This is a genomic window from Pseudomonas sp. KnCO4, from assembly GCF_045344305.1.
Classification (GTDB): Bacteria; Pseudomonadota; Gammaproteobacteria; order Pseudomonadales; family Pseudomonadaceae; genus Aquipseudomonas; species Aquipseudomonas anuradhapurensis.
In genome coordinates this window covers 3614021-3632668 of the sequence record NZ_CP174199.1, presented here as the reverse complement: position 1 = coordinate 3632668, position 18648 = coordinate 3614021, and the positions used below count along the sequence as shown (strand labels likewise).

General features: G+C 64.8%; 15 protein-coding genes. 10 read left to right on the top strand and 5 right to left on the bottom strand.

The features are described 5' to 3' along the window. Positions 1-12 precede the first annotated feature (12 nt). The 10 genes from ACJA3S_RS16985 (at position 13) to ACJA3S_RS16940 (ending at position 11755) form a co-directional block, all read left to right on the top strand. Positions 13-801 (top strand): alpha/beta fold hydrolase, encoded by a 789-nt coding sequence (locus tag ACJA3S_RS16985; RefSeq protein ID WP_406819373.1) that lies wholly within the window; start codon positions 13-15, stop codon positions 799-801. Continuing rightward, positions 798-1652: an alpha/beta hydrolase gene (locus ACJA3S_RS16980; RefSeq protein ID WP_170030815.1), complete on the top strand. Its 855-nt coding sequence runs from the start codon at positions 798-800 to the stop codon at positions 1650-1652. Before ACJA3S_RS16985 ends, ACJA3S_RS16980 begins: the two co-directional genes overlap by 4 nt. 109 nt (positions 1653-1761) lie before the next feature. Beyond that, on the top strand, positions 1762-2556 hold the full coding sequence (locus ACJA3S_RS16975; protein WP_406819372.1) for a DUF4892 domain-containing protein: 795 nt from the start codon (positions 1762-1764) through the stop codon (positions 2554-2556). Between the two features lie 11 nt (positions 2557-2567). Next, positions 2568-3614, top strand: a complete 1047-nt coding sequence (locus ACJA3S_RS16970; RefSeq protein ID WP_406819371.1) for an AI-2E family transporter — start codon at positions 2568-2570, stop codon at positions 3612-3614. 218 nt (positions 3615-3832) lie between these two features. Then, the gene (kdpF, locus tag ACJA3S_RS16965; RefSeq protein WP_170030809.1) at positions 3833-3922 is read left to right on the top strand and encodes a K(+)-transporting ATPase subunit F; all 90 of its coding nucleotides are present in this window, start codon (positions 3833-3835) and stop codon (positions 3920-3922) included. Positions 3923-3931: 9 nt separating this feature from the next. Then, the gene (gene kdpA / locus ACJA3S_RS16960; protein WP_170030807.1) at positions 3932-5626 is read left to right on the top strand and encodes a potassium-transporting ATPase subunit KdpA; all 1695 of its coding nucleotides are present in this window, start codon (positions 3932-3934) and stop codon (positions 5624-5626) included. Between the two features lie 9 nt (positions 5627-5635). Next, entirely contained in the window at positions 5636-7690 is a 2055-nt protein-coding gene (gene kdpB, locus ACJA3S_RS16955; protein WP_406819370.1) for a potassium-transporting ATPase subunit KdpB, read from the top strand. Between the two features lie 10 nt (positions 7691-7700). Further along, entirely contained in the window at positions 7701-8252 is a 552-nt protein-coding gene (gene kdpC / locus ACJA3S_RS16950) for a potassium-transporting ATPase subunit KdpC (RefSeq protein WP_406819369.1), read from the top strand. A gap of 156 nt (positions 8253-8408) precedes the next feature. Next, positions 8409-11063, top strand: coding sequence for a DUF4118 domain-containing protein (locus ACJA3S_RS16945; RefSeq protein WP_406819368.1), 2655 nt, complete (start codon positions 8409-8411; stop codon positions 11061-11063). After that, a complete protein-coding gene (locus ACJA3S_RS16940; protein ID WP_186688170.1) occupies positions 11060-11755 on the top strand; it encodes a response regulator in 696 nt (231 codons plus the stop codon). The genes ACJA3S_RS16945 and ACJA3S_RS16940 overlap by 4 nt, the downstream gene beginning before the upstream one ends. A gap of 71 nt (positions 11756-11826) precedes the next feature. Here the strand turns inward: ACJA3S_RS16940 and ACJA3S_RS16935 are convergent, their stop codons facing one another. The 5 genes from ACJA3S_RS16935 to ACJA3S_RS16915 all read right to left on the bottom strand — a co-directional run bounded on the left by ACJA3S_RS16935 (position 11827) and on the right by ACJA3S_RS16915 (position 18605). Next, positions 11827-12597 carry a DUF6708 domain-containing protein gene (locus ACJA3S_RS16935; protein WP_406819367.1) on the bottom strand — a complete coding sequence of 257 codons (771 nt, stop codon included), beginning with the start codon at positions 12595-12597 and terminating at the stop codon, positions 11827-11829. A 26-nt stretch (positions 12598-12623) separates the two neighbouring features. Further along, positions 12624-13097: a DUF6708 domain-containing protein gene (locus ACJA3S_RS16930; protein WP_406819366.1), complete on the bottom strand. Its 474-nt coding sequence runs from the start codon at positions 13095-13097 to the stop codon at positions 12624-12626. 293 nt (positions 13098-13390) lie between these two features. Beyond that, on the bottom strand, positions 13391-16573 hold the full coding sequence (locus ACJA3S_RS16925) for a T6SS effector BTH_I2691 family protein (protein ID WP_406819365.1): 3183 nt from the start codon (positions 16571-16573) through the stop codon (positions 13391-13393). Continuing rightward, positions 16570-17535 carry a hypothetical protein gene (locus ACJA3S_RS16920; RefSeq protein WP_406819364.1) on the bottom strand — a complete coding sequence of 322 codons (966 nt, stop codon included), beginning with the start codon at positions 17533-17535 and terminating at the stop codon, positions 16570-16572. The genes ACJA3S_RS16925 and ACJA3S_RS16920 overlap by 4 nt, the downstream gene beginning before the upstream one ends. Before the next feature lie 164 nt (positions 17536-17699). Then, entirely contained in the window at positions 17700-18605 is a 906-nt protein-coding gene (locus tag ACJA3S_RS16915) for a LysR family transcriptional regulator (protein ID WP_170030794.1), read from the bottom strand. Positions 18606-18648: the final 43 nt, after the last annotated feature.

Below are 18648 nucleotides of genomic sequence, written 5' to 3'. Positions count from 1 at the left end.
GGATGTGGCGCCATGTCGCAGCAGATCTTCTTCGCCCATGCCAACGGTTTCCCCTCGGCCACCTACGGCAAGCTGTTCGCGGCGCTGGCACCGGACTACCAGGTGCAGCACCTGGCCCAGCACGGGCACGATCCACGCTTTCCGGTGGACGACAACTGGCAGAGCCTGGTCGATGAGTTGCTGCACCATCTGGCCCGGCAGGACCAGCCGGTATGGGGTGTCGGCCATTCATTGGGCGGTGTGCTGCACCTGCATGCGGCCCTGCGCCGCCCGGAGTACTACCGCGGGGTGGTGATGCTCGACTCGCCAGTGCTCACCCGCGCCGACCAGTGGCTGCTGCGCACTGCCAAGCGCTTCGGCTTCATCGACCGTATCACCCCGGCCGGTCGCACCTTGGGACGCCGCGAAACCTTCGGCGACCGTAACAGCGCCCGCGCTTATTTTGCCGGCAAGTCGCTGTTTCGCCATTTCGATCCCGATTGCCTGGATGCGTATGTCGAGCATGGCCTGCAGGCGATGCCGCAAGGGCTGCAACTGCGCTTCGACGTCGCAACCGAAATCAGCATCTACCGTAGCATTCCGCATACCAGCCCTGCGCCTGCGCGGCACTTGCAGGTGCCACTGGCCATGGTTCGCGGCGAGCGCAGCAAGGTCATCCGCCGCCACCATGCGCTGGCCGTGCGCGGCATGCCCAAGGGCGAATACCACAGCGTGCCGGGCGGGCACATGTTCCCGCTGGAGCGGCCGACCGACACCGCCAGCCTGATCAAGGGCCTGTTCGACCGCTGGAGCCAGGCATGAGCACGCAGGTAGAGGAAGTACGCCTGAGCCTGGGCCATATCGAACTGGCGGCGCACCTGTTCGGTCCTGCCGACGGGCTACCGGTGATCGCCCTGCATGGCTGGCTGGACAATGCCAACAGCTTCGCCCGCCTGGCACCGCGCCTGAAAGGCCTGCGCATCGTTGCCCTGGACCTGGCCGGGCACGGCTACTCCGAGCACCGGCCGCCCGGCGCCGGCTATGCCCTGGCCGATTACGCCCATGACGTGCTGCGGGTGGCCGGGCAACTGGGCTGGCAACGTTTCGCCCTGCTGGGCCATTCGCTGGGGGCAATCATTTCGGTACAACTGGCTGGCGCGTTGCCGGAACGGGTGAGCCACCTGGCTTTGATCGATGGCGTGATCCCCCCGACCGGTGCCGAGCAGGACGCCGCCGAGCGCCTGGGCATGGCCCTGCAGGCCCAACTGCGCCTGGACGACAAGCGCAAGTCGGTGTACACGACGCTCGAGCAGGGGGTAGAGGCGCGCATGAAGGGCATGGTCGCGGTCAGCCGCGAGGCTGCCGAGCTGCTGGCCCAGCGCGGCCTGATGCCGGTACCGGGCGGCTACAGCTGGCGCAGCGACAGCCGCCTGACCCTGCCATCACCGCTGCGCCTGAGTGAAACCCAGGCCATGGCCCATGTGCGCCGGGTGAGTTGTCCGGCGTGCCTGGTCGTGGCGGCCGACGGCATGCTGGCACGCCACACCGCGTTGCTGCAGCAGCTACCCTTTGAACAGGTGAAGCTGCCCGGTGGCCATCACCTGCACCTGAACGATGAGCAAGGCGCAGCGCTTGTCGCAGACTGTTTCAATCGCTTCTTTGGCTTTGCTTGACTTGCAACGGACAACTGTCGAGGCTTGGCGGGTTGAACAGGGAGACAACCATGCAATTGCCAGACATCCTGGAGCTTCACCTCGGCGCTGAGCGCCGCCTGGGTCGCCGATGAGCGCGCCTGCTGCCATTCGTTTTGCCTTTGCGGCCTGCCTGGTGATCGCCAGCCCCGTATCATGGGGCGGCAGCCTGCCAGTACCGGTGGACGCCAAGGTGGTCGAGCAGCGCCCGGCCGTGGAGCAGGAACGCGTCTACCCGCTGGGCCCACTACGCAAGATCAGCGGCCGCCTGCGGGTCGAGAACAAGGTCGAAAGCCGCGGCCAGGTCAGCTCGGTCACCTATGAGCTGCCAGTCGAGCGCACCGCCCGCGAAGCGTTCACCAGCGCGCGCGAAACGCTGCAGCGCGAGGGTGGCTACCCGCTGTTCTGGTGCCAGGGCCGCGATTGCGGCGAAGCCAGCCTGTGGGCCAACGATGTATTCGGCAATGCCCGCCTCAACGGCGGCGACGAGCAACAGGCGTTCATCCTGTTGCGCCGCTCGGCGCAGCAGGCCGACACCCTGGTCGCGCTGTACAGCGTTACCCGTGGCAACCGCCGCGCCTACCTGCATGTGGAAGAGTTCGTCGCCGGCAGCCCGCTGGGCGTACTGCTGCCGACTGCCGCCACGGTGCTGCGGGAAATGCGCGACACCGGCAAGCTCGACTACCCGGACCTCGCGGCGCCGCAAGACACCTGGGCAGACCTGCTGGCGCGCAGCCTCAACCTCGACAGCACACTGCGTGCCAGCCTCAGTGGCCCACAGGCCGAAGCCTGGCGCGAGGCGCTGGTCAAGGCGGGGGTGCGCAATAGCCGCCTCGAGGTCGGTAGCGCGCCTGGCGAAGGCCTGCACCTTGAACTGATCCGTTGAACGAGCCCGCCATGGTTAACAATGACCGCCTGTTGATCCAGATCCTGCTGCTGGCACTGCTGGGTGCCGGCCTTTGGGTGATGGCACCGTTCATTTCGGCGCTGTTGTGGGGGGCCATCCTGGCCTTTGCCAGCTGGCCGCTGATGCGCTTTCTCACGCGCGTGCTGGGTGGGCGGGAAACCCTGGCCGCCAGCCTGCTCACCAGCGCCTGGATCCTGATCGTGGCCCTGCCGCTGGTGTGGCTGGGGTTCAACCTGGCCGACCATATTCGCGATGCCACGGCGTTTGTCCGTGACGTGCAGGTCGATGGCCTGCCCGATGCCCCGGCCTGGCTGGGGGGCATCCCGTTGGTGGGCCAACGCCTGGTCAGCTGGTGGCAGTCGCTGGACCAGCAGGGCGCGGCCTTGCTGGCTTCGATCAAGCCGCACCTGGGGCAGGTGGGTAACTGGCTGCTGGCGCGCAGTGCGCAGATCGGCAGCGGCGTGCTGGAGCTGACCCTGAGCCTGGTCTTCGTGTTCTTCTTCTATCGCGACGGCCCGCGGTTGTCGGCGTTCGTCCTGCGCTTGCTGCACCGCCTGGTGGGCGAGCGCGGCGAGTACTACCTGGAGCTGGTCGCCGGCACGGTGCAGCGGGTGGTCAACGGTGTGATCGGCACGGCTGCGGCGCAGGCCGTGCTGGCCTTGATCGGCTTCCTGATTGCCGGTGTCCCCGGCGCCATCGTGCTGGGCCTGGTGACCTTCATGCTCAGCCTGATCCCGATGGGGCCGCCCTTGGCCTGGATCCCGGCCACGGCCTGGCTGGTGTGGAAAGGCGAGTATGGCATGGCGGTGTTCCTGGGCATCTGGGGCACCTTCGTCATCAGTGGCGTGGACAACGTGCTCAAGCCGTACCTGATCAGCCGTGGCGGCAACCTGCCGCTGGTGATCGTGCTGCTGGGGGTGTTTGGCGGCTTGCTCGCCTTTGGCTTCATCGGGTTGTTCATCGGGCCTACCTTGCTGGCCGTGGGGTATAGCCTGTTGCTGGACTGGAGCCGGAATTCGGGGCAGGTGCAGTCCTAGTTCGCCTTGAGATGTTTGTCGCCCGTGGGATCGAGCGCCGCCGTGCGGCGCATCGCGGATAAATCCGCTCCTACAAACGAGGTCGGTGCAGGCAACACGTGACTTGATCTTTACGCATTCTTTATCTTGATCGCGGCCCCTCGATCTCGCCCCTTTACGCCTCTCCCTCGGACAATTCCCCCAAAGCGGCCCAAGCCGCACCACGGGGAGAACCACACATGAACGTGCTCGACGGGCTGTCACTGCTGCTGGCAGTGGCATTGGCGTTTTATCTGCTGGTGGCGCTGCTGCGCGCCGATCGCAGCTAGGGAGCGGCCATGCACAGTTACGATTTCGCCTTGCTCCTGGCTTTTTTCGCCATCGTGCTGCTACCGGCACCCTGGCTCGGGCGGTTCTATTACAAGGTCATGGAGGGCCAGCGGACCTGGCTGTCCCCGGTGCTCGGCCCGGTCGAGCAGGCCTGCTACCGGCTGGCGGGAGTGCGCAGCAGCCAGGAACAGACCTGGCGGCAGTACAGCCTGGCCCTGCTGGCCTTCAACCTGGCCGGGTTCCTGCTGCTGTTCACTGTGTTGCTGCTGCAGGGCTACCTGCCACTCAATCCGCAGCACCTGCCCGGCCAGGAATGGTCGCTGGCGTTCAACACCGCCGTCAGCTTCGTCACCAACACCAACTGGCAGGCCTACAGCGGTGAAGCGTCGGTCAGTTACCTGAGCCAGATGCTCGGCCTGACCGTACAGAACTTCGTCAGCGCCGCCACCGGCCTGGCCGTGCTGGTTGCCCTGTGCCGTGGCATCGCCCGGCGCAGCGCGACGACGCTGGGCAACTTCTGGGTCGACATGACCCGTGCCACCCTCTATGGCCTGCTGCCGCTGTGCCTGCTGCTGGCATTGCTGCTGGTGTGGCAGGGTGTGCCGCAGACCCTGGCCGATTACGCCCACGCCGTCACCCTGCAGGGCAGCGAACAGACCATCCCGCTGGGCCCGGCCGCCAGCCAGATCGCCATCAAGCAACTGGGTACCAACGGCGGTGGCTTCTTCGGCGTCAACTCGGCGCACCCGTTCGAGAACCCCACGGCCTGGAGCAACCTGTTCGAGGTGGCGTCGATCATCCTCATTCCGGCGGCGCTGGTGTTCACCTTTGGCCACTACGTGAAGGATCTGCGTCAGAGCCGCGCCATCCTCGCCTGCATGCTGGCCCTGTTCCTGATCGGCGGCAGCACGGCGTTGTGGTCCGAGTATCAGCCCAACCCGGCCCTGGACAGTGCGCAGGTCCAGCACAGCGCGCCGCTGGAGGGCAAGGAAAGCCGCTTCGGCACCACCGGTTCGGTGCTGTGGACGGTGACCACCACCGCCGCCTCCAACGGTTCGGTCAACGCCATGCACGACAGCCTCAACCCCCTTACCGGGATGGTGGCGATGGTCAACATGATGGTCGGCGAGGTGATCTTCGGCGGCGTTGGTGCAGGGCTGTACGGCATGCTGCTGTTCGTGTTGATCGCGGTGTTCCTGGCGGGGCTGATGATTGGCCGTACCCCGGAATACCTGGGCAAGAAGCTGCAGGCCCGCGAGGTGCAACTGCTGGTGGCGACCCTGCTGGTGATGCCGGTCGGCGTGCTGGTGCTCGGGGCCATCGCTGCCAGCCTGCCTGGCCCGGCGGCTGCGGTGAGCAACCCCGGTGCGCATGGTTTCAGCCAGTTGCTGTACGCCTACACCTCGGGTGCCGCCAACAACGGCTCGGCCTTTGCCGGCTTCGGTGCCGGCACAGTGTTCCACAACCTGATGATCGGCCTGGCCATGCTCATCGGCCGCTTTGGCTACATTCTGCCGGTGCTGGCCCTGGCCGGCAGCCTGGCGGCGAAGAAAAGCGCGCCCCTGGGGCTGAACAGCTTCCCCACCCATGGCCCGCTGTTCACCGGCCTGCTGCTGGTGACCATCCTGCTGGTCGGCGGCTTGACCTTCCTGCCGGCCCTGGCCCTTGGGCCAATCGCCGAACACCTGAGCCTGGGTTTTTGAGGATCGACCATGAACATGCCCATTTCTGAAGTACAAACCCGCCACAGTGCCAAGGACCAGACCCGCTTCGCCGCGCTGTGGCGCCCGGCGCTGGTGCAGGCATTCGTCAAGCTCGACCCGCGTCAGCTCAAGCGCTCGCCGGTGATGCTGGTGGTCGCCCTGACGGCGTTGCTGACCACCGTCCTGTGCGCCGTGCCTGGCAGCGGCGTCAGCACCGGTGTGGCCGTGCAGATCGCCCTGTGGCTGTGGTTCACGGTGTTGTTCGCCAACTTCGCCGAAGCCCTGGCCGAAGGCCGTGGCAAGGCCCGCGCCGATAGCCTCAAGGCTGGTAGCCAGGGCCTGACCGCCCAACGGCGCAAGCGCGACGGCAGCTACGAAACCGTCGCGGCCAGCGCGCTGCGCAAGGACGATGTGGTGCGGGTGGTAGCTGGCGAGATGATCCCCGGTGATGGCGAGGTGCTCGAAGGTATCGCAGCGGTCAACGAGGCCGCCATTACCGGCGAGTCGGCGCCAGTGATCCGCGAGTCCGGTGGCGACCGCTCGGCAGTGACCGGCAATACCCGGCTGGTCTCCGACTGGCTGTTGATCCGGATCACCAGCAACCCGGGCGAATCGACCCTCGACCGCATGATTGCCCTGGTCGAAGGCGCCAAGCGGCAGAAGACCCCGAACGAGATCGCCCTCGACATCCTGCTGATCGGCCTGACCCTGATCTTCCTGATCGTGGTGGTGACCCTGCAGCCATTCGCCCACTTCGCCGGAGGCAGCCTGCCGCTGATCTTCCTCGCCGCGCTGCTGGTGACGCTGATCCCCACCACCATCGGCGGCCTGTTGTCGGCCATCGGCATTGCCGGCATGGACCGGCTGGTGCGGCTGAACGTGATTGCCCGCTCCGGGCGTGCTGTGGAAGCGGCCGGTGACGTGCACACGCTGATGCTCGACAAGACCGGCACCATCACCTTCGGCAACCGCCGCTGCAGCGCGCTGCATGCCGCCCCGGGCGTCACCGCCCGTGAGCTGGGGGAGGGCGCCTTGCTGGCGTCGCTGGCCGACGACACCGCCGAGGGCAAGTCGATCGTCGAGTACCTGCGCCAACTGCATGACTTCATCGAACCGGCTGCTGGGCAATTCGAGGCCGTGGCGTTCAGCGCCGAGACGCGCCTGTCGGGCATCGACTTCCAGCAGCACCGCTACCGCAAGGGCGCTGTCGATGCCGTGCTGGCCTTCGTCGGCATGCAACGCCTGGAAATGCCGCCCGCGCTGGCCCGGGAAGTGGAGCGCATCGCCCAGAGCGGTGGCACGCCGTTACTGGTGTGCCTGGACAAGCGCCTGCTCGGTGTGATCCACCTCAAGGACGTGGTCAAGCCCGGTATTCGCGAGCGCTTCGCCGAGCTGCGCAAGCTTGGCATCCGCACGGTGATGGTCACCGGCGACAACCCGCTGACCGCTGCCGCCATTGCCGCCGAGGCCGGCGTGGATGACGTGCTGGCCGAGGCCACGCCGGAGAAGAAGCTGGCCCGCATTCGCCAGGAGCAGAACGACGGCCGCCTGGTGGCCATGTGCGGCGACGGCGCCAACGACGCCCCGGCACTGGCCCAGGCTGACGTGGGCATGGCCATGAACGACGGCACCCAGGCCGCGCGCGAGGCGGCCAACATGGTCGACCTGGACAGCGACCCGACCAAGCTGCTGGACGTGGTCCAGGTCGGCAAGGAGCTGCTGGTCACCCGCGGTGCGTTGACCACCTTTTCCATCGCCAACGACGTGGCCAAGTACTTCGCCATCCTGCCGGCGCTGTTCGCTGCCATCTACCCGCAGCTGGGCGTGCTCAACCTGATGCACCTGGCCAGCCCGCAGAGCGCGATCCTCTCGGCCATCGTGTTCAACGCGCTGATCATCATCGTGCTGATCCCGCTGGCGCTGCGCGGGATACGGGTGCAGGCCGCGAGTGCCGCGCACCTGCTGCGGCGCAACCTGCTGATCTACGGCCTGGGCGGCATTGTCGTGCCGTTTGCCGGGATCAAGCTGATCGACCTGCTGCTCAATGCCCTGCACCTGGTCTGAGGAGGCCGCCATGAATGCTTATGTCCGCCCGGCGTTGAGCCTGGCCTTGTTGATGACCGTGCTGACGGGCGCGCTGTATCCGCTGGCGGTGACCGGCATTGCCCAGCTGGCATTCCCCAGCCAGGCCAACGGCAGCCTGGTACGCGATGACCAGGGCCAGGTGCGCGGTTCGGCGTTGATCGCCCAGGATTTCCAGGGTGATGGCTGGTTCCATTCGCGCCCTTCGGCGGGTGCCTTCGCCACCGTGGCCAGCAGTGCAAGCAACCTGTCGCCGAGCAACCCGGCGCTGGCGGAGCGGGTCAAGGGTGATGCGGCAGCGCAGTATCAGGCGCAGCAGGGGGCGGTGCCTCTGGCGCTGCTGACCACTTCGGGCAGTGGCCTCGACCCGCACCTGCCACCGGAAGCCGTGGCCTACCAGATTCCACGGGTGGCGGCGGCGCGGCAACTGCCGGTAGAGCGCTTGCAAGGCTTGCTCGAAGAAGCCACCCTGCAGCCATTGGTTGGCCCGCCGGTGGTCAATGTGCTGGCGTTGAACCAGGCCTTGGAAAACCTCAGCCATTGATAGATGACTTGAGGGGCTAGCAGGGACCCTGTGGGAGCGGGTTCACCCGCGAATGCGATAGTGGCGCCACCATCGTATTCGCGGGTGAACCCGCTCCCACAGGTACGGTGTTTGTCCCTGAATTTGCTGCTTGCTGGAAATAGCAAAGGATGAAAGATGAGTGACTCCACCCGCGCAGACGCGCTGTTGGCTACCCTCGCGCAAACCGGCCGCGGCCGGTTGAAGGTGTTCCTCGGCGCCGCCCCCGGCGTCGGCAAGACCTTCGCCATGCTCCAGGCCGCCCACGCCCAGCAACGCCAGGGCGTGCAGGTAGTGGCCGGGGTGGTCGAAACCCACGGCCGCGCCGAAACCGAGGCGCTGCTCGGTGGCCTGCAGCAGCAGCCGCTGCTGCGTAGCCAGTATCGCGGCGTCACCCTCGAGGAAATGGACCTGGATGGCTTGCTGAAGGCCGCGCCAGCCCTGGTGCTGGTCGACGAACTGGCGCACACCAACGCGCCCGGCAGTCGCCACGCCAAGCGCTGGCAGGACGTTCAGGAACTGCTGGCCGCCGGCATCGACGTGTACACCACGGTCAACGTCCAGCACCTGGAAAGCCTCAACGACAAGGTCCGCGACATCACCGGCGTGCAGGTGCGCGAAACCCTGCCGGACTGGGTGCTGCAGGAAGCTTTCGAACTGGTGCTGATCGACCTGCCACCGCGTGAACTGCTCGAGCGCCTGCGCGAAGGCAAGGTGTACGTGCCCGAGCAGGCGCGCGCCGCCATCGACGCGTTCTTCTCGCAAACCAACCTCACCGCCCTGCGTGAGCTGGCCATGCAAACTGCCGCTGCGCAGGTGGATGCCGACCTGGCGCATGGCTATCGGCAACGCGGGCAGGAGGCGCCGGCGCTGCGCGGGCGCCTGCTGGTGGGGGTGGATGGCGACGACCAGGCCGAACGCCTGGTGCGCCATGCCAGCCGGGTGGCGCAGCGCCGCCACCTGCCGTGGAGCCTGGTGCACGTGGACAACGGCCGTCTGCGCGATGAAACCGCGCGGCAGCGCCTGCTGGCGGCCCAGCAACTGGCCGAGCGCCTGGGTGGAGAAGTGGTGCTGTTGCGCGCCGGCGAAGTGGCGGGCACATTGATCCAGCATGCCGCCGAGCGGCGCGCCAGCCTGGTGCTGGTCGGACAGTCGCGCAACCGCCTGCGCCGGCGCCTGTTCGGTGCCGGCGTGGCCGCGCGCCTGCTGCGTGAAAGCCACGGCCTGGAAATCAACGTGCTCGACCGTGACGTGCAGCCGCAGGCGCCGCGTCTGGCGGTGCGGCAGGTGTGGGTCTGGCGCCATTACCTGCTGGCATTGCTGGCGACCATCCTGGCGGCGGGCCTGGCCTGGGCGGTGTCGAGCGTGCTGGCGCTGCCCAATATCTCGCTGGTATTCCTCGCCGCCGTGTTGCTGGTGGCGGTGCGCAGCAGCCTCGGGCCCGCCCTGGCCTGTGCCGCGCTGTCGTTCCTGACCTACGACTTCCTGTTCATCCCGCCCAACTTCTCGTTCACCATCCAGCGCGAAGAAGACGTGCTGACCTTGCTGTTCTTCCTGCTGATGGCCGCGCTCACCGGCAACCTGGCCGCGCGCCAGCGCCGCCAGTTGCAGGCGCTGCGCGAGACCCAGGCGCAGACCAGCCAGCTGCTCGACCTGTCGCGCCGGCTGACGGTGGCCACCGACCGCCAGGCGGTGCTCAACGCTGCCGCGCAGTACCTGGACGGCTGGCAGGATGCGCAGGTATGCCTGCTGGAGCGCAATGCCGAAGGCCAGCTGCAGGTGGCCACTGGCATCGCCCAGGCCTTCAGCGACACCGAACGTGCTGCGGCCGAATGGGCCTGGCAGCATGGCCAGGCCGCCGGCCATGGCAGCGATACCCTGCCCAATGGCCGCTGGTGGTGGTGGCCGCTGGCGGTGGATGAACAGCCCCTGGCCTTGCTCGGCGTGCGTTCACGTTCCGGCCAGCCGCTCAGCGATCCGCGCCGGCGCTTGTTGACTGCCCTGGGCCAGCCGCTGGCCCAGGCCCTGGCCCGCGCGCGCCTGGCCGAACAGCTGGAGGCCGCACGCCTGCATGGCGAAACCGAGCAACTGCGCAGCGCCTTGCTCGCCTCGGTGTCGCACGACCTGCGTACCCCGTTGACGGCCATGCGCGGCAGCATCGACAGCCTGCTGGCGCTGGGCGAGGCGATTCCGCTCGCAGACCGTCGCGAACTGCTGGAGGGTACCCGCAATGAGGCGGAGCGCCTCGACCGCTATATCCAGAACCTGCTGGACATGACCCGCCTGGGCCATGGTGGCCTCAAGCTGGCCCGTGACTGGGTGGCCCCGGCCGACATCGTCGGCAGCGCGCTCAACCGCCTGCGCGTGGTGCTGGCACCGCTGCGCGTGCACACCGATGTGCCGGCCGAGCTGCCGTTGCTGTTCGTGCATGCGGCGCTGATCGAACAGGCGTTGGTCAATGTGCTGGAAAATGCCGCGCGCTTCTCGCCCGCCAATGGTCGGCTGGAACTGCAGGTGGCGGTGCGCGAGGCCCAGTTATGCTTCGCCGTCAGCGACCAGGGGCCGGGCATTCCGGTAGCCGAGCGCGACAAGATCTTCGACATGTTCTATACCGCAGCCCGCGGTGACCGTGGCGGGCAGGGCACCGGCCTGGGCTTGGCCATCTGCCAGGGCATGATCGGCGCGCACGGTGGGCAGATCCAGGTTGGCGAAGGCATCGATGGCCAGGGCACCTGCATCACTTTATGCTTGCCGCTGCCCCCTCAACCTGAAGCCGAAAGCGAAACCCCATGAGCCAGTCCGCTACTCTTCTGGTCATCGACGATGAACCGCAGATCCGCAAGTTCCTGCGCATCAGCCTGGCTTCGCAAGGCTACAAAGTGCTCGAGGCCGCCACCGGCAGCGAAGGGCTGGCCCAGGCGGCGCTGGGCAAACCCGACCTGGTGGTGCTCGACCTCGGCCTGCCGGACATGGACGGCCAGCAGGTGCTGCGTGAACTGCGGGAGTGGAGTGCGGTGCCGGTGCTGGTGTTGTCGGTGCGTGCCAGTGAGGTGCAGAAGGTCGATGCGCTGGATGGCGGTGCCAATGACTATGTGACCAAGCCGTTTGGTATCCAGGAATTCCTCGCCCGGGTGCGTGCCTTGCTGCGCCAGGTGCCGCAGGCCGGCGGCTCGGAGATCGCCGCCAGCTTCGGGCCGCTGACCGTGGACTTCGCCTTTCGCCGGGTGACCCTGGACGGGGTAGAGGTGGCATTGACGCGCAAGGAATATGCACTGCTGGCGCAACTGGCCGGGCACCCGGGGCGGGTGATTACCCAGCAGCAGCTGCTCAAGGACATCTGGGGGCCGACCCACGTGGATGACACCCATTACCTGCGGATCGTGGTGGGCCACTTGCGGCAGAAGCTGGGCGATGATCCCACCGCGCCACGGTTCATCATCACCGAGGCGGGGGTCGGGTACAGGTTGGTAGCGCCAACTGCCTGAGCGTGGGAGCAGCGGGTGATAGTGGCTTGTGCTGGCTGTCGCGCCCATCCGGCAGGCTGGAACCCCTTGGTTCAGGGCGCTGTTCTCGACTCCAGATCCATTTCTGCTGGCCACACGACCCTAGGCGCCAGGCGCAGGGCGAATTCACACCAGAGCACATCGTTATGGTCCTTCGGCTCGCCGGGGGGCGGGAGGGCTGAAGGGCCTTGTTGCATGTAAGTGCAGATATAGGCCCAGGCATGTTGGTCAGCTCCCATTGTACTCAGGCGAAACCGGTCGATGACGTTGTTCGTACCTGGCGCGACGATGGACAGCATGACACCCGATTTGTAAATAACTCCGCCGCTTGGCAGGACGCCGATTTGTGACCAGCGTTCGGCGCGGACTTGGGACCAGTCGTAGCAAACAGTTTCGACTTTCCAGGACCCCAATGGCTTCCACCAACAATACTTGAAGTTATAGGCATAGATCTTTCTTCGTGCTCGGTTAAAACGAAGTGGTTCATCTCGTGGAGGAGATATGCTAATCCGCAGGAAAAAGATGGATGCCCATATTTCGCATGCGAACAACAGGAGGTCAATGAGCAGGAGTGAAAAATCTTGTTGTGTAAAACTGGATATAACTAGGCTGAGTTGAAGTGCGGAGAGTGCGATAATTGGGAGTGTAAGAATAATCAATATTTCTCTAGCTGCACCCAGTGTCCGTGGGATCTCAAGGTAAGTTGGGTCTTGGTGGTTTGCACTTTGGCTACCCAAGCTGGCTTCGATAGTAGGAGGGATGGTCGGGTGGGGGAGATCTTCCTTCCAGCCTGTGCATGGCGGATTAAGGAGCGGACGCTTCATTGGAAATAGACTCTTGAGGGGCTGCTTCAGGGAGCGGTTCGCGATTCAAGGTCCATGTCGACCGGCCAGTTCACCTTGGGAGCCAGACGCAGGGCGAATTCACACCAGAGCACGTCGTCATGGTCCTTCGGTTCGCCGGGGGGCGGCAGGGCTGATGGGCCTTTTTGCATATAGGTGCAGATATATGCCCAAGTATGCTCGTCTGCCATGATGCCCAAAGGGAAACGGTCGATGACGTTGTTCGTGCCTGGTGCGACGATTGATAACATGACCCCCCACTTGATAACGAACCCTCCGTTCGGCAGGGCGCCATTTTGTGACCAGCGTTCTGCGCGAACTTGGGACCAGTCGTAAGACACTGTTTCGACTTTCCAGGTCGCGAATGGGTTCCACCAACAGTATTTAAAATTATATGCATACATCTTTCCGCGTTGGCGATTGAAGCGAATGGGTTCGTCTCGAGGAGGGGATAAACTTACTCGGAGGCCAATGATAAACATCCATATTCCGCATGCGGAAGCTAGTATGTTCAGGAATGTATTTTCAAAATCTCGGTATTCTAAGCTTGAAGGTATAAGGCTGAGTGGGAATAAGCTAATTGCGACAGTGGGAAATGCTAGAAAAGCCGTTATTTCCCTTGCCCAACCTAACGTTCTGGGTAGCTCGAGGTAGACCAGGTCTTGGTGGTTTGGGTTCTGACTGCCCAAGCTGGTTTCAATTGTAGGGGGGATGTCAGGGTAGGGGAGATCTTCTATCCAGCCTTTGCAGGGTGGATTAAGGAGTGGGCGGGGCATTAGAATAGACTCCTCAGCGAGGATAGATTATTTTCTTTTGCTGTAACCTTTGCGTAAAGCGACTGGTCGTTTTTGTTGGGCCAGTAGGTGAGTGTTAATTCAATCGATTTTGCATTATGATTTTCAAGTAAAGGGATTGAGTTGCTAATGTGGAGGGTTTTGTGGGTGGTTTTCAGTTGTAATTGGTCGTTGATGACTTTAGGATTGGCAAAGGTGTTTGTTGTTTCTTCGGGGGTGTATTCAATTATTTTAGGGCGTGAACTGTTGCTATAAAGGTGAAATGGCTGCCGGGCAAGGCCTGCCGGGTATACAGTCAGTTGCCATTTGAAATGTGCATCTTCTGGATTGAAATTAGGCAAGCTGATGTGCAAGTCAAGTACGAAGCCTGCCGCGACAGCAGAGCCATCGCCGATTAAAGTTCCAGTTTGCTCTTGTATATGAGCGTTTTGAGATATTTGAAATCTGGTTTCGATAGAGGTTTTGGCCATAATTCCCAGAGCTGCCGCATGCAGTGCGCCAATCGAGGTGTCGAGGTCTCTTGAATCTACCCATCGTCGATGGGTTTCTGGTATTCCCCATCTACTATGTCGAGACCAAAGTTCTAACAATGAGGACTCTTGACTTTTGGCATCCATCGCCAGCGCATAGGCGGCCAAGCCAAAGATAATTGCAACGCCCAAGGGGCCGAGTAGCGAGCTTGCGAATAGTGCGGAGTAAATCCCGGAAAAGGCGGAGACAGCGGCAAACGCTGCCGCCTGTGCGTACTTGTGACCGGAAGAACTGTCCCCTTGGCGATCAGCCCGAACGTGCGCATTCACATACTGCGCTGCATCCATGACACCCGCGAGCGCGGTAATGGCACCGCCATACCTGGCCAGGTTCTTTCCCAGTGTTGCCTCAGTTACCGTCCCAGGCCACGGTATTTTCGGGCGTACTACCGCGACGACACCCCCAGCCACTTCAACCCCAACCCCCAACACCCCAAGCGACGAAGACCAGATCGCCGCCAGCGCTTCCGGGTTGTTCTGATGCGTTTCCTGCAACGCCCGATAGTTCCTGCCCAGGCTGTCCTGGTGAAACCACAGGCTGCCCAGGGCAAACAGCAAGCCGACGCTGCCGCCACTGGCGGCGGCATCGCGCAGGCTGCGCATGGCGTCGCTGGCCACGCTTTGCGCGGCCAGCGAGCTGATCTTCAACCCCTCCGTGACCTGTGTACGCAGCGTACCCGCACCTATCGCGATATTCCGTACCAGCGCCCCGACACCACCGGCTGCCCCTTCGCGCAACTGCGCCAGCCGCGCCTGCAGCGTCTCGGCGCTTTCGAACGTCCACAGCACCACCTCGATCATCTGGTTGCGATTGCCCGGCGCGGTGATATTGATCGCCCCGCTCAGCACCATGGCCCGCACCTTGCGCCCCAGGGGATCGCGGAACTGCTGGTCGACCTGCTGCAAGAACGCCTCGGTGCGTGCCTGCACGGCCTCGTCGAGCAGGCTCATGTATTCACCCAGGGTCAGCGAGAGCCGGAACGGGGTCACCTGCTGCCCGGCGAACAGTGCCAACGCCGAGCGGTGCACGTGGCCGATCAGCCTCTTGGCCCGCTCACTGAGGTGCTGGCTGAGTGCGTTCCCCGCACTGTTGGTCGCGCCCAGCAACTGGCCGACGGCATCCTGGATCGGCTTGATCATCAACAGCTGGCCGTCGCCAGTCCCGGCGATGCCCTTGATGATGTCGTGCACCTTGCCGAAGTCGTCGCCGGACAGCGCAGCGACCACCTGCTGCATCAGGCCCTGGTGCTTGGCCAGCAGCGCCTGGTACAGCAGGCTCTGGTCATCTTCCAGCAGCTGCTGCCAGACATGCTGGGTCAGCCCGAGCGGCTGGCCTTGCTCGGGCAGGGCTTCAGTAGGGCCACCGGCCAGGCAGGCCGCCATCATCTGGATGAAATACTCGACCGAGACAGGATCTGTCGCGTCATAGTCGAAGTAACCGATCTGCTGAAACGCGCTCGCAGCGTAGTGCCGTGCATACAGCTCGCCGACCTGGTCGATCATCGACTGCCAGCGCTTCAGTTCACGGTCGTAATCGGCCTGGAACGCGGCGCGGGCGCTTTCGTCGTAACGCTCTTCCAGGCGTTCGCGGGCTTCCTGCTGTTTGCGCGCGATGTTGCGTTCGCTCCTTGTCTCGATGTCCACCGCCGGCAGAGGCGCCTTGCCGGCCAGCGGGCTGTGGTTCCATTGCTCGACCTCGCGCGCCTCGCGCCGTGCGTCCTCGGCACCCTGCGCGGCGGCGCTGGCGGCGTGCAGCTCGCGGATGCCCAGCAGCGCCTGCGAGGTGAAGTATTCGAAGTGCCGCTGCGGCTGCGCGCGCCATTCCTGCATGGCCTGGACCCAGCCCGTGCGTTGTGCATTCAGCTCCATCACCAGGCCGACCGGGTCGGGCACTGTCAGCGCCAGGATGCCGTTGGGCAGTTGCTCGCGCTGGATGGCGTTGCGCACCTGGACGCGGGTTTCGTGCCAGCGCCCCAGGCGGCTGTAGAAGCCATGCACGCTGGCATACCTGGCGGAGGAAAACGTCGAGAACTCCAGCACATCCTCCAGGCCGAAGCGGAAGCTGTCGGTCATGGCGATGCCGAGGCTGGCAGGGTCGTTGCGCGCGGTGTCCAGGTCCACCTCGACAAAGCGGGCGAGGGTGCCCGGGTCTGCGCTGGCGATGCCTTGCCGGTAGCGGTCGAGGACCGCCCGCGGCCAGGGGTCGTTGGCGAAGGCGATCCAGGCTTTGCGGTAGCGCAGGGTATCGATGTTGATGAACGGGGCGATGATGTCATGGCCCTCGGTGGCGCACCACTTGGGCAATGGCCTGGGTGGCGCCAGGGGCATCTGCGACACCGGGAAGCGCTGCAGGGTCCCGGCTGCCGCGACCTCGTAGGCTTGCCAGATTTCCTGGTCGAGCAGCACGTAGACGTAACCCTGGCGCAGCAGGCGCAACTGGTCGGTGTGCATCGGGTGGAAGGTGATCTCGCTGTCTTCCGCCAGGCGATAGGGACGCTCGCTATCCGGGCGCGGGGCGTAGGCTTGGCGCAGCAGCAGGATCGGCAGGCCGAGCCGTCCGCAGGCATTGCAGTGGCCGTAGGTGTTGGGGATCTCTTCCTGCATGGCGATGTGGATGGCCTTGCTGATGCTCATGAGTAACTCCTTGCCTGCGGCAAAGCCGCGACGATGTGCGACCAGGTGCGGTCGTCGTAGCTGGCGAAGCGGGCTGCCAGGCATCGCTCGCCGGCAGCCGCCTGTGCCACATCGCGCTGGATGGTCGGGTGCTGCAGGAGCAGTGGGTGAATCATGAGCAGGTGCAGGCACATGCACTGGAGATCGGCGCGGTCGCGCAGGCCTTGTCTGAAGGCTTTGAGGATCAGGTTCATGGCATGGGCGGGCGCGTGGTCCGGCAAACCCGCTACGCCTGAGAAGCGCCAGGGCGCGTAGGTGTGCTGCACGGCATTCAGGCGACGCCAGGCAGCGAGCAGCTGAATGATCTGCGGTGCGACGTGCTGGGTCGCCCTCACGGCTTCGGGGACGACCAACTCGCCAGCCAATGGCTGCCGTTCAAACACCGCGCAACTGCCACAGCCATCCGGGTGTAGCCAGCTACGAATGGGCCCGAGCACCTCGGCTGCGTTTCGCATGATCACGCGCAGCAAGGCCAGGCGCACAGGCTGGAACCAGGCCGTGATGCCATGCGGTGGCGGTTGATGCAGCACCTGGCATTGCTGGCTGATGTGCCGGCCGATGAGGGCGGCGGGTTGCTCGCTGAGCAGCCAGCCACACACATGGTGCCAGGTGGCCGTTGCCTCCCGTGCGGCGCAGGTCGCGCTGAGGGCGGCCAGGGCTGGGGGCACTGAGCCAGGTTTGGCGAGCCGGACCAGGGCTGGCCAGTATTGCCGGTCCTGGACCAGCCCGGAGCAGTCGATATGGGTTATGGCTTCACTGCCTAGCGCGTCGATGAGGGCCGGAATGCTCAAGGGGTGCTCGGGCGGACACCCGGCAAACGGGTCGAGCAGAAGATAGAGGGCTTCTTCTGGACTGCGCTGCCGGGTGGCGAAGTCATGGAGGCGCTGTGGGTAGCGAGTGGCCGTTTCTGCCTGGCTCTGCATGTGAAATTCCTTTTCGGCTAGTGCACCTTGAATGGCGTCCGCTGGGAGGGCAGAACACTAGCGAGGAATCAATTCGCAGGGGAGGTTAGGGCGTCCCAAAAGCTTGTAGGAAGTTTCGCTTCTTGCATTTTCAGTGGTTTTGGAGGCTGCCGACCCAGCCACAGTCAGGCCCGCGGCGGCTCCTTCTCGAACAGCTGGCGCATGACCTCCAGGTAGCGCCTTGCACCCAGCCCCAGCGGGCGCGGCTTGACCCAGATGATGTCGACCCACAACCGTAGGCGGCTGGCCATGTTGTCGAAGCGCACTTCCGCCAACGCACCCGACGCAATCAGCGGTTCCACCAGCGGCTGCGGCAGGTAGGCCCAGCCCAGGCCGGACTGCACCAGGTCCAGCGTGGCCAGGTAGCTGTCGGTCAGCCAGATGCGCCGCGACAGCACCATGCGCGGGTCCGAGCCGGTAGCCTTTCCCGAGGCCACGATGATCTGCCGTTGTTCGGCGAACACCTCTTCAGGCAGCGGTGTGGCGCTGTTCTGCCCGGCCGGATGGCGCGGTGAAGCGACGGCCACCAGCAGTTGGCTGCCAGCCTCCAAAAACGACTCGCGCTCGTCGATGCCGGGCCGCTCGAACACCAGCGCCAGTTGCACGCTGCCGTCATGCAGCAGGCGAATGGCCTCGGTCTGGGTGGCCGAGCGCACCTCGATCTCCAGGCTGGGGAATTCCTCGGCGAGGATTTCCAGTGGCTGGCTCCAGCGGCCGGTCTGCAGCTCGGGCGCCATGGCAATGGTCAGGCGTTTCTCCAGGCCCTTGTGCAGCTGCAGGGCCTGCGCGTCGAGCAGGTTGAGCTGGCACATCACCTGCCTGGCCTGGGGCTCCAAGGCCAGGGCGGCACTGGTCGGCAAGGCCTTGCGCGTGGCCCGGTCGAACAGCACCAGATCGAGCTCCGCTTCCAGCTGGGCGATCGCCATGCTCACGGCGGAAGGCACGCGCCCCAGCTTGCGCGCGGCGGCGGAGAACGAACCCGCCTCCAGCACGGCGAGGAAGATAGCCAAGGAGTCGCTGCTGAAAGCCATGTCGGCAAACCTGATGAACGGGCCGGAAATTATGACCACTCGC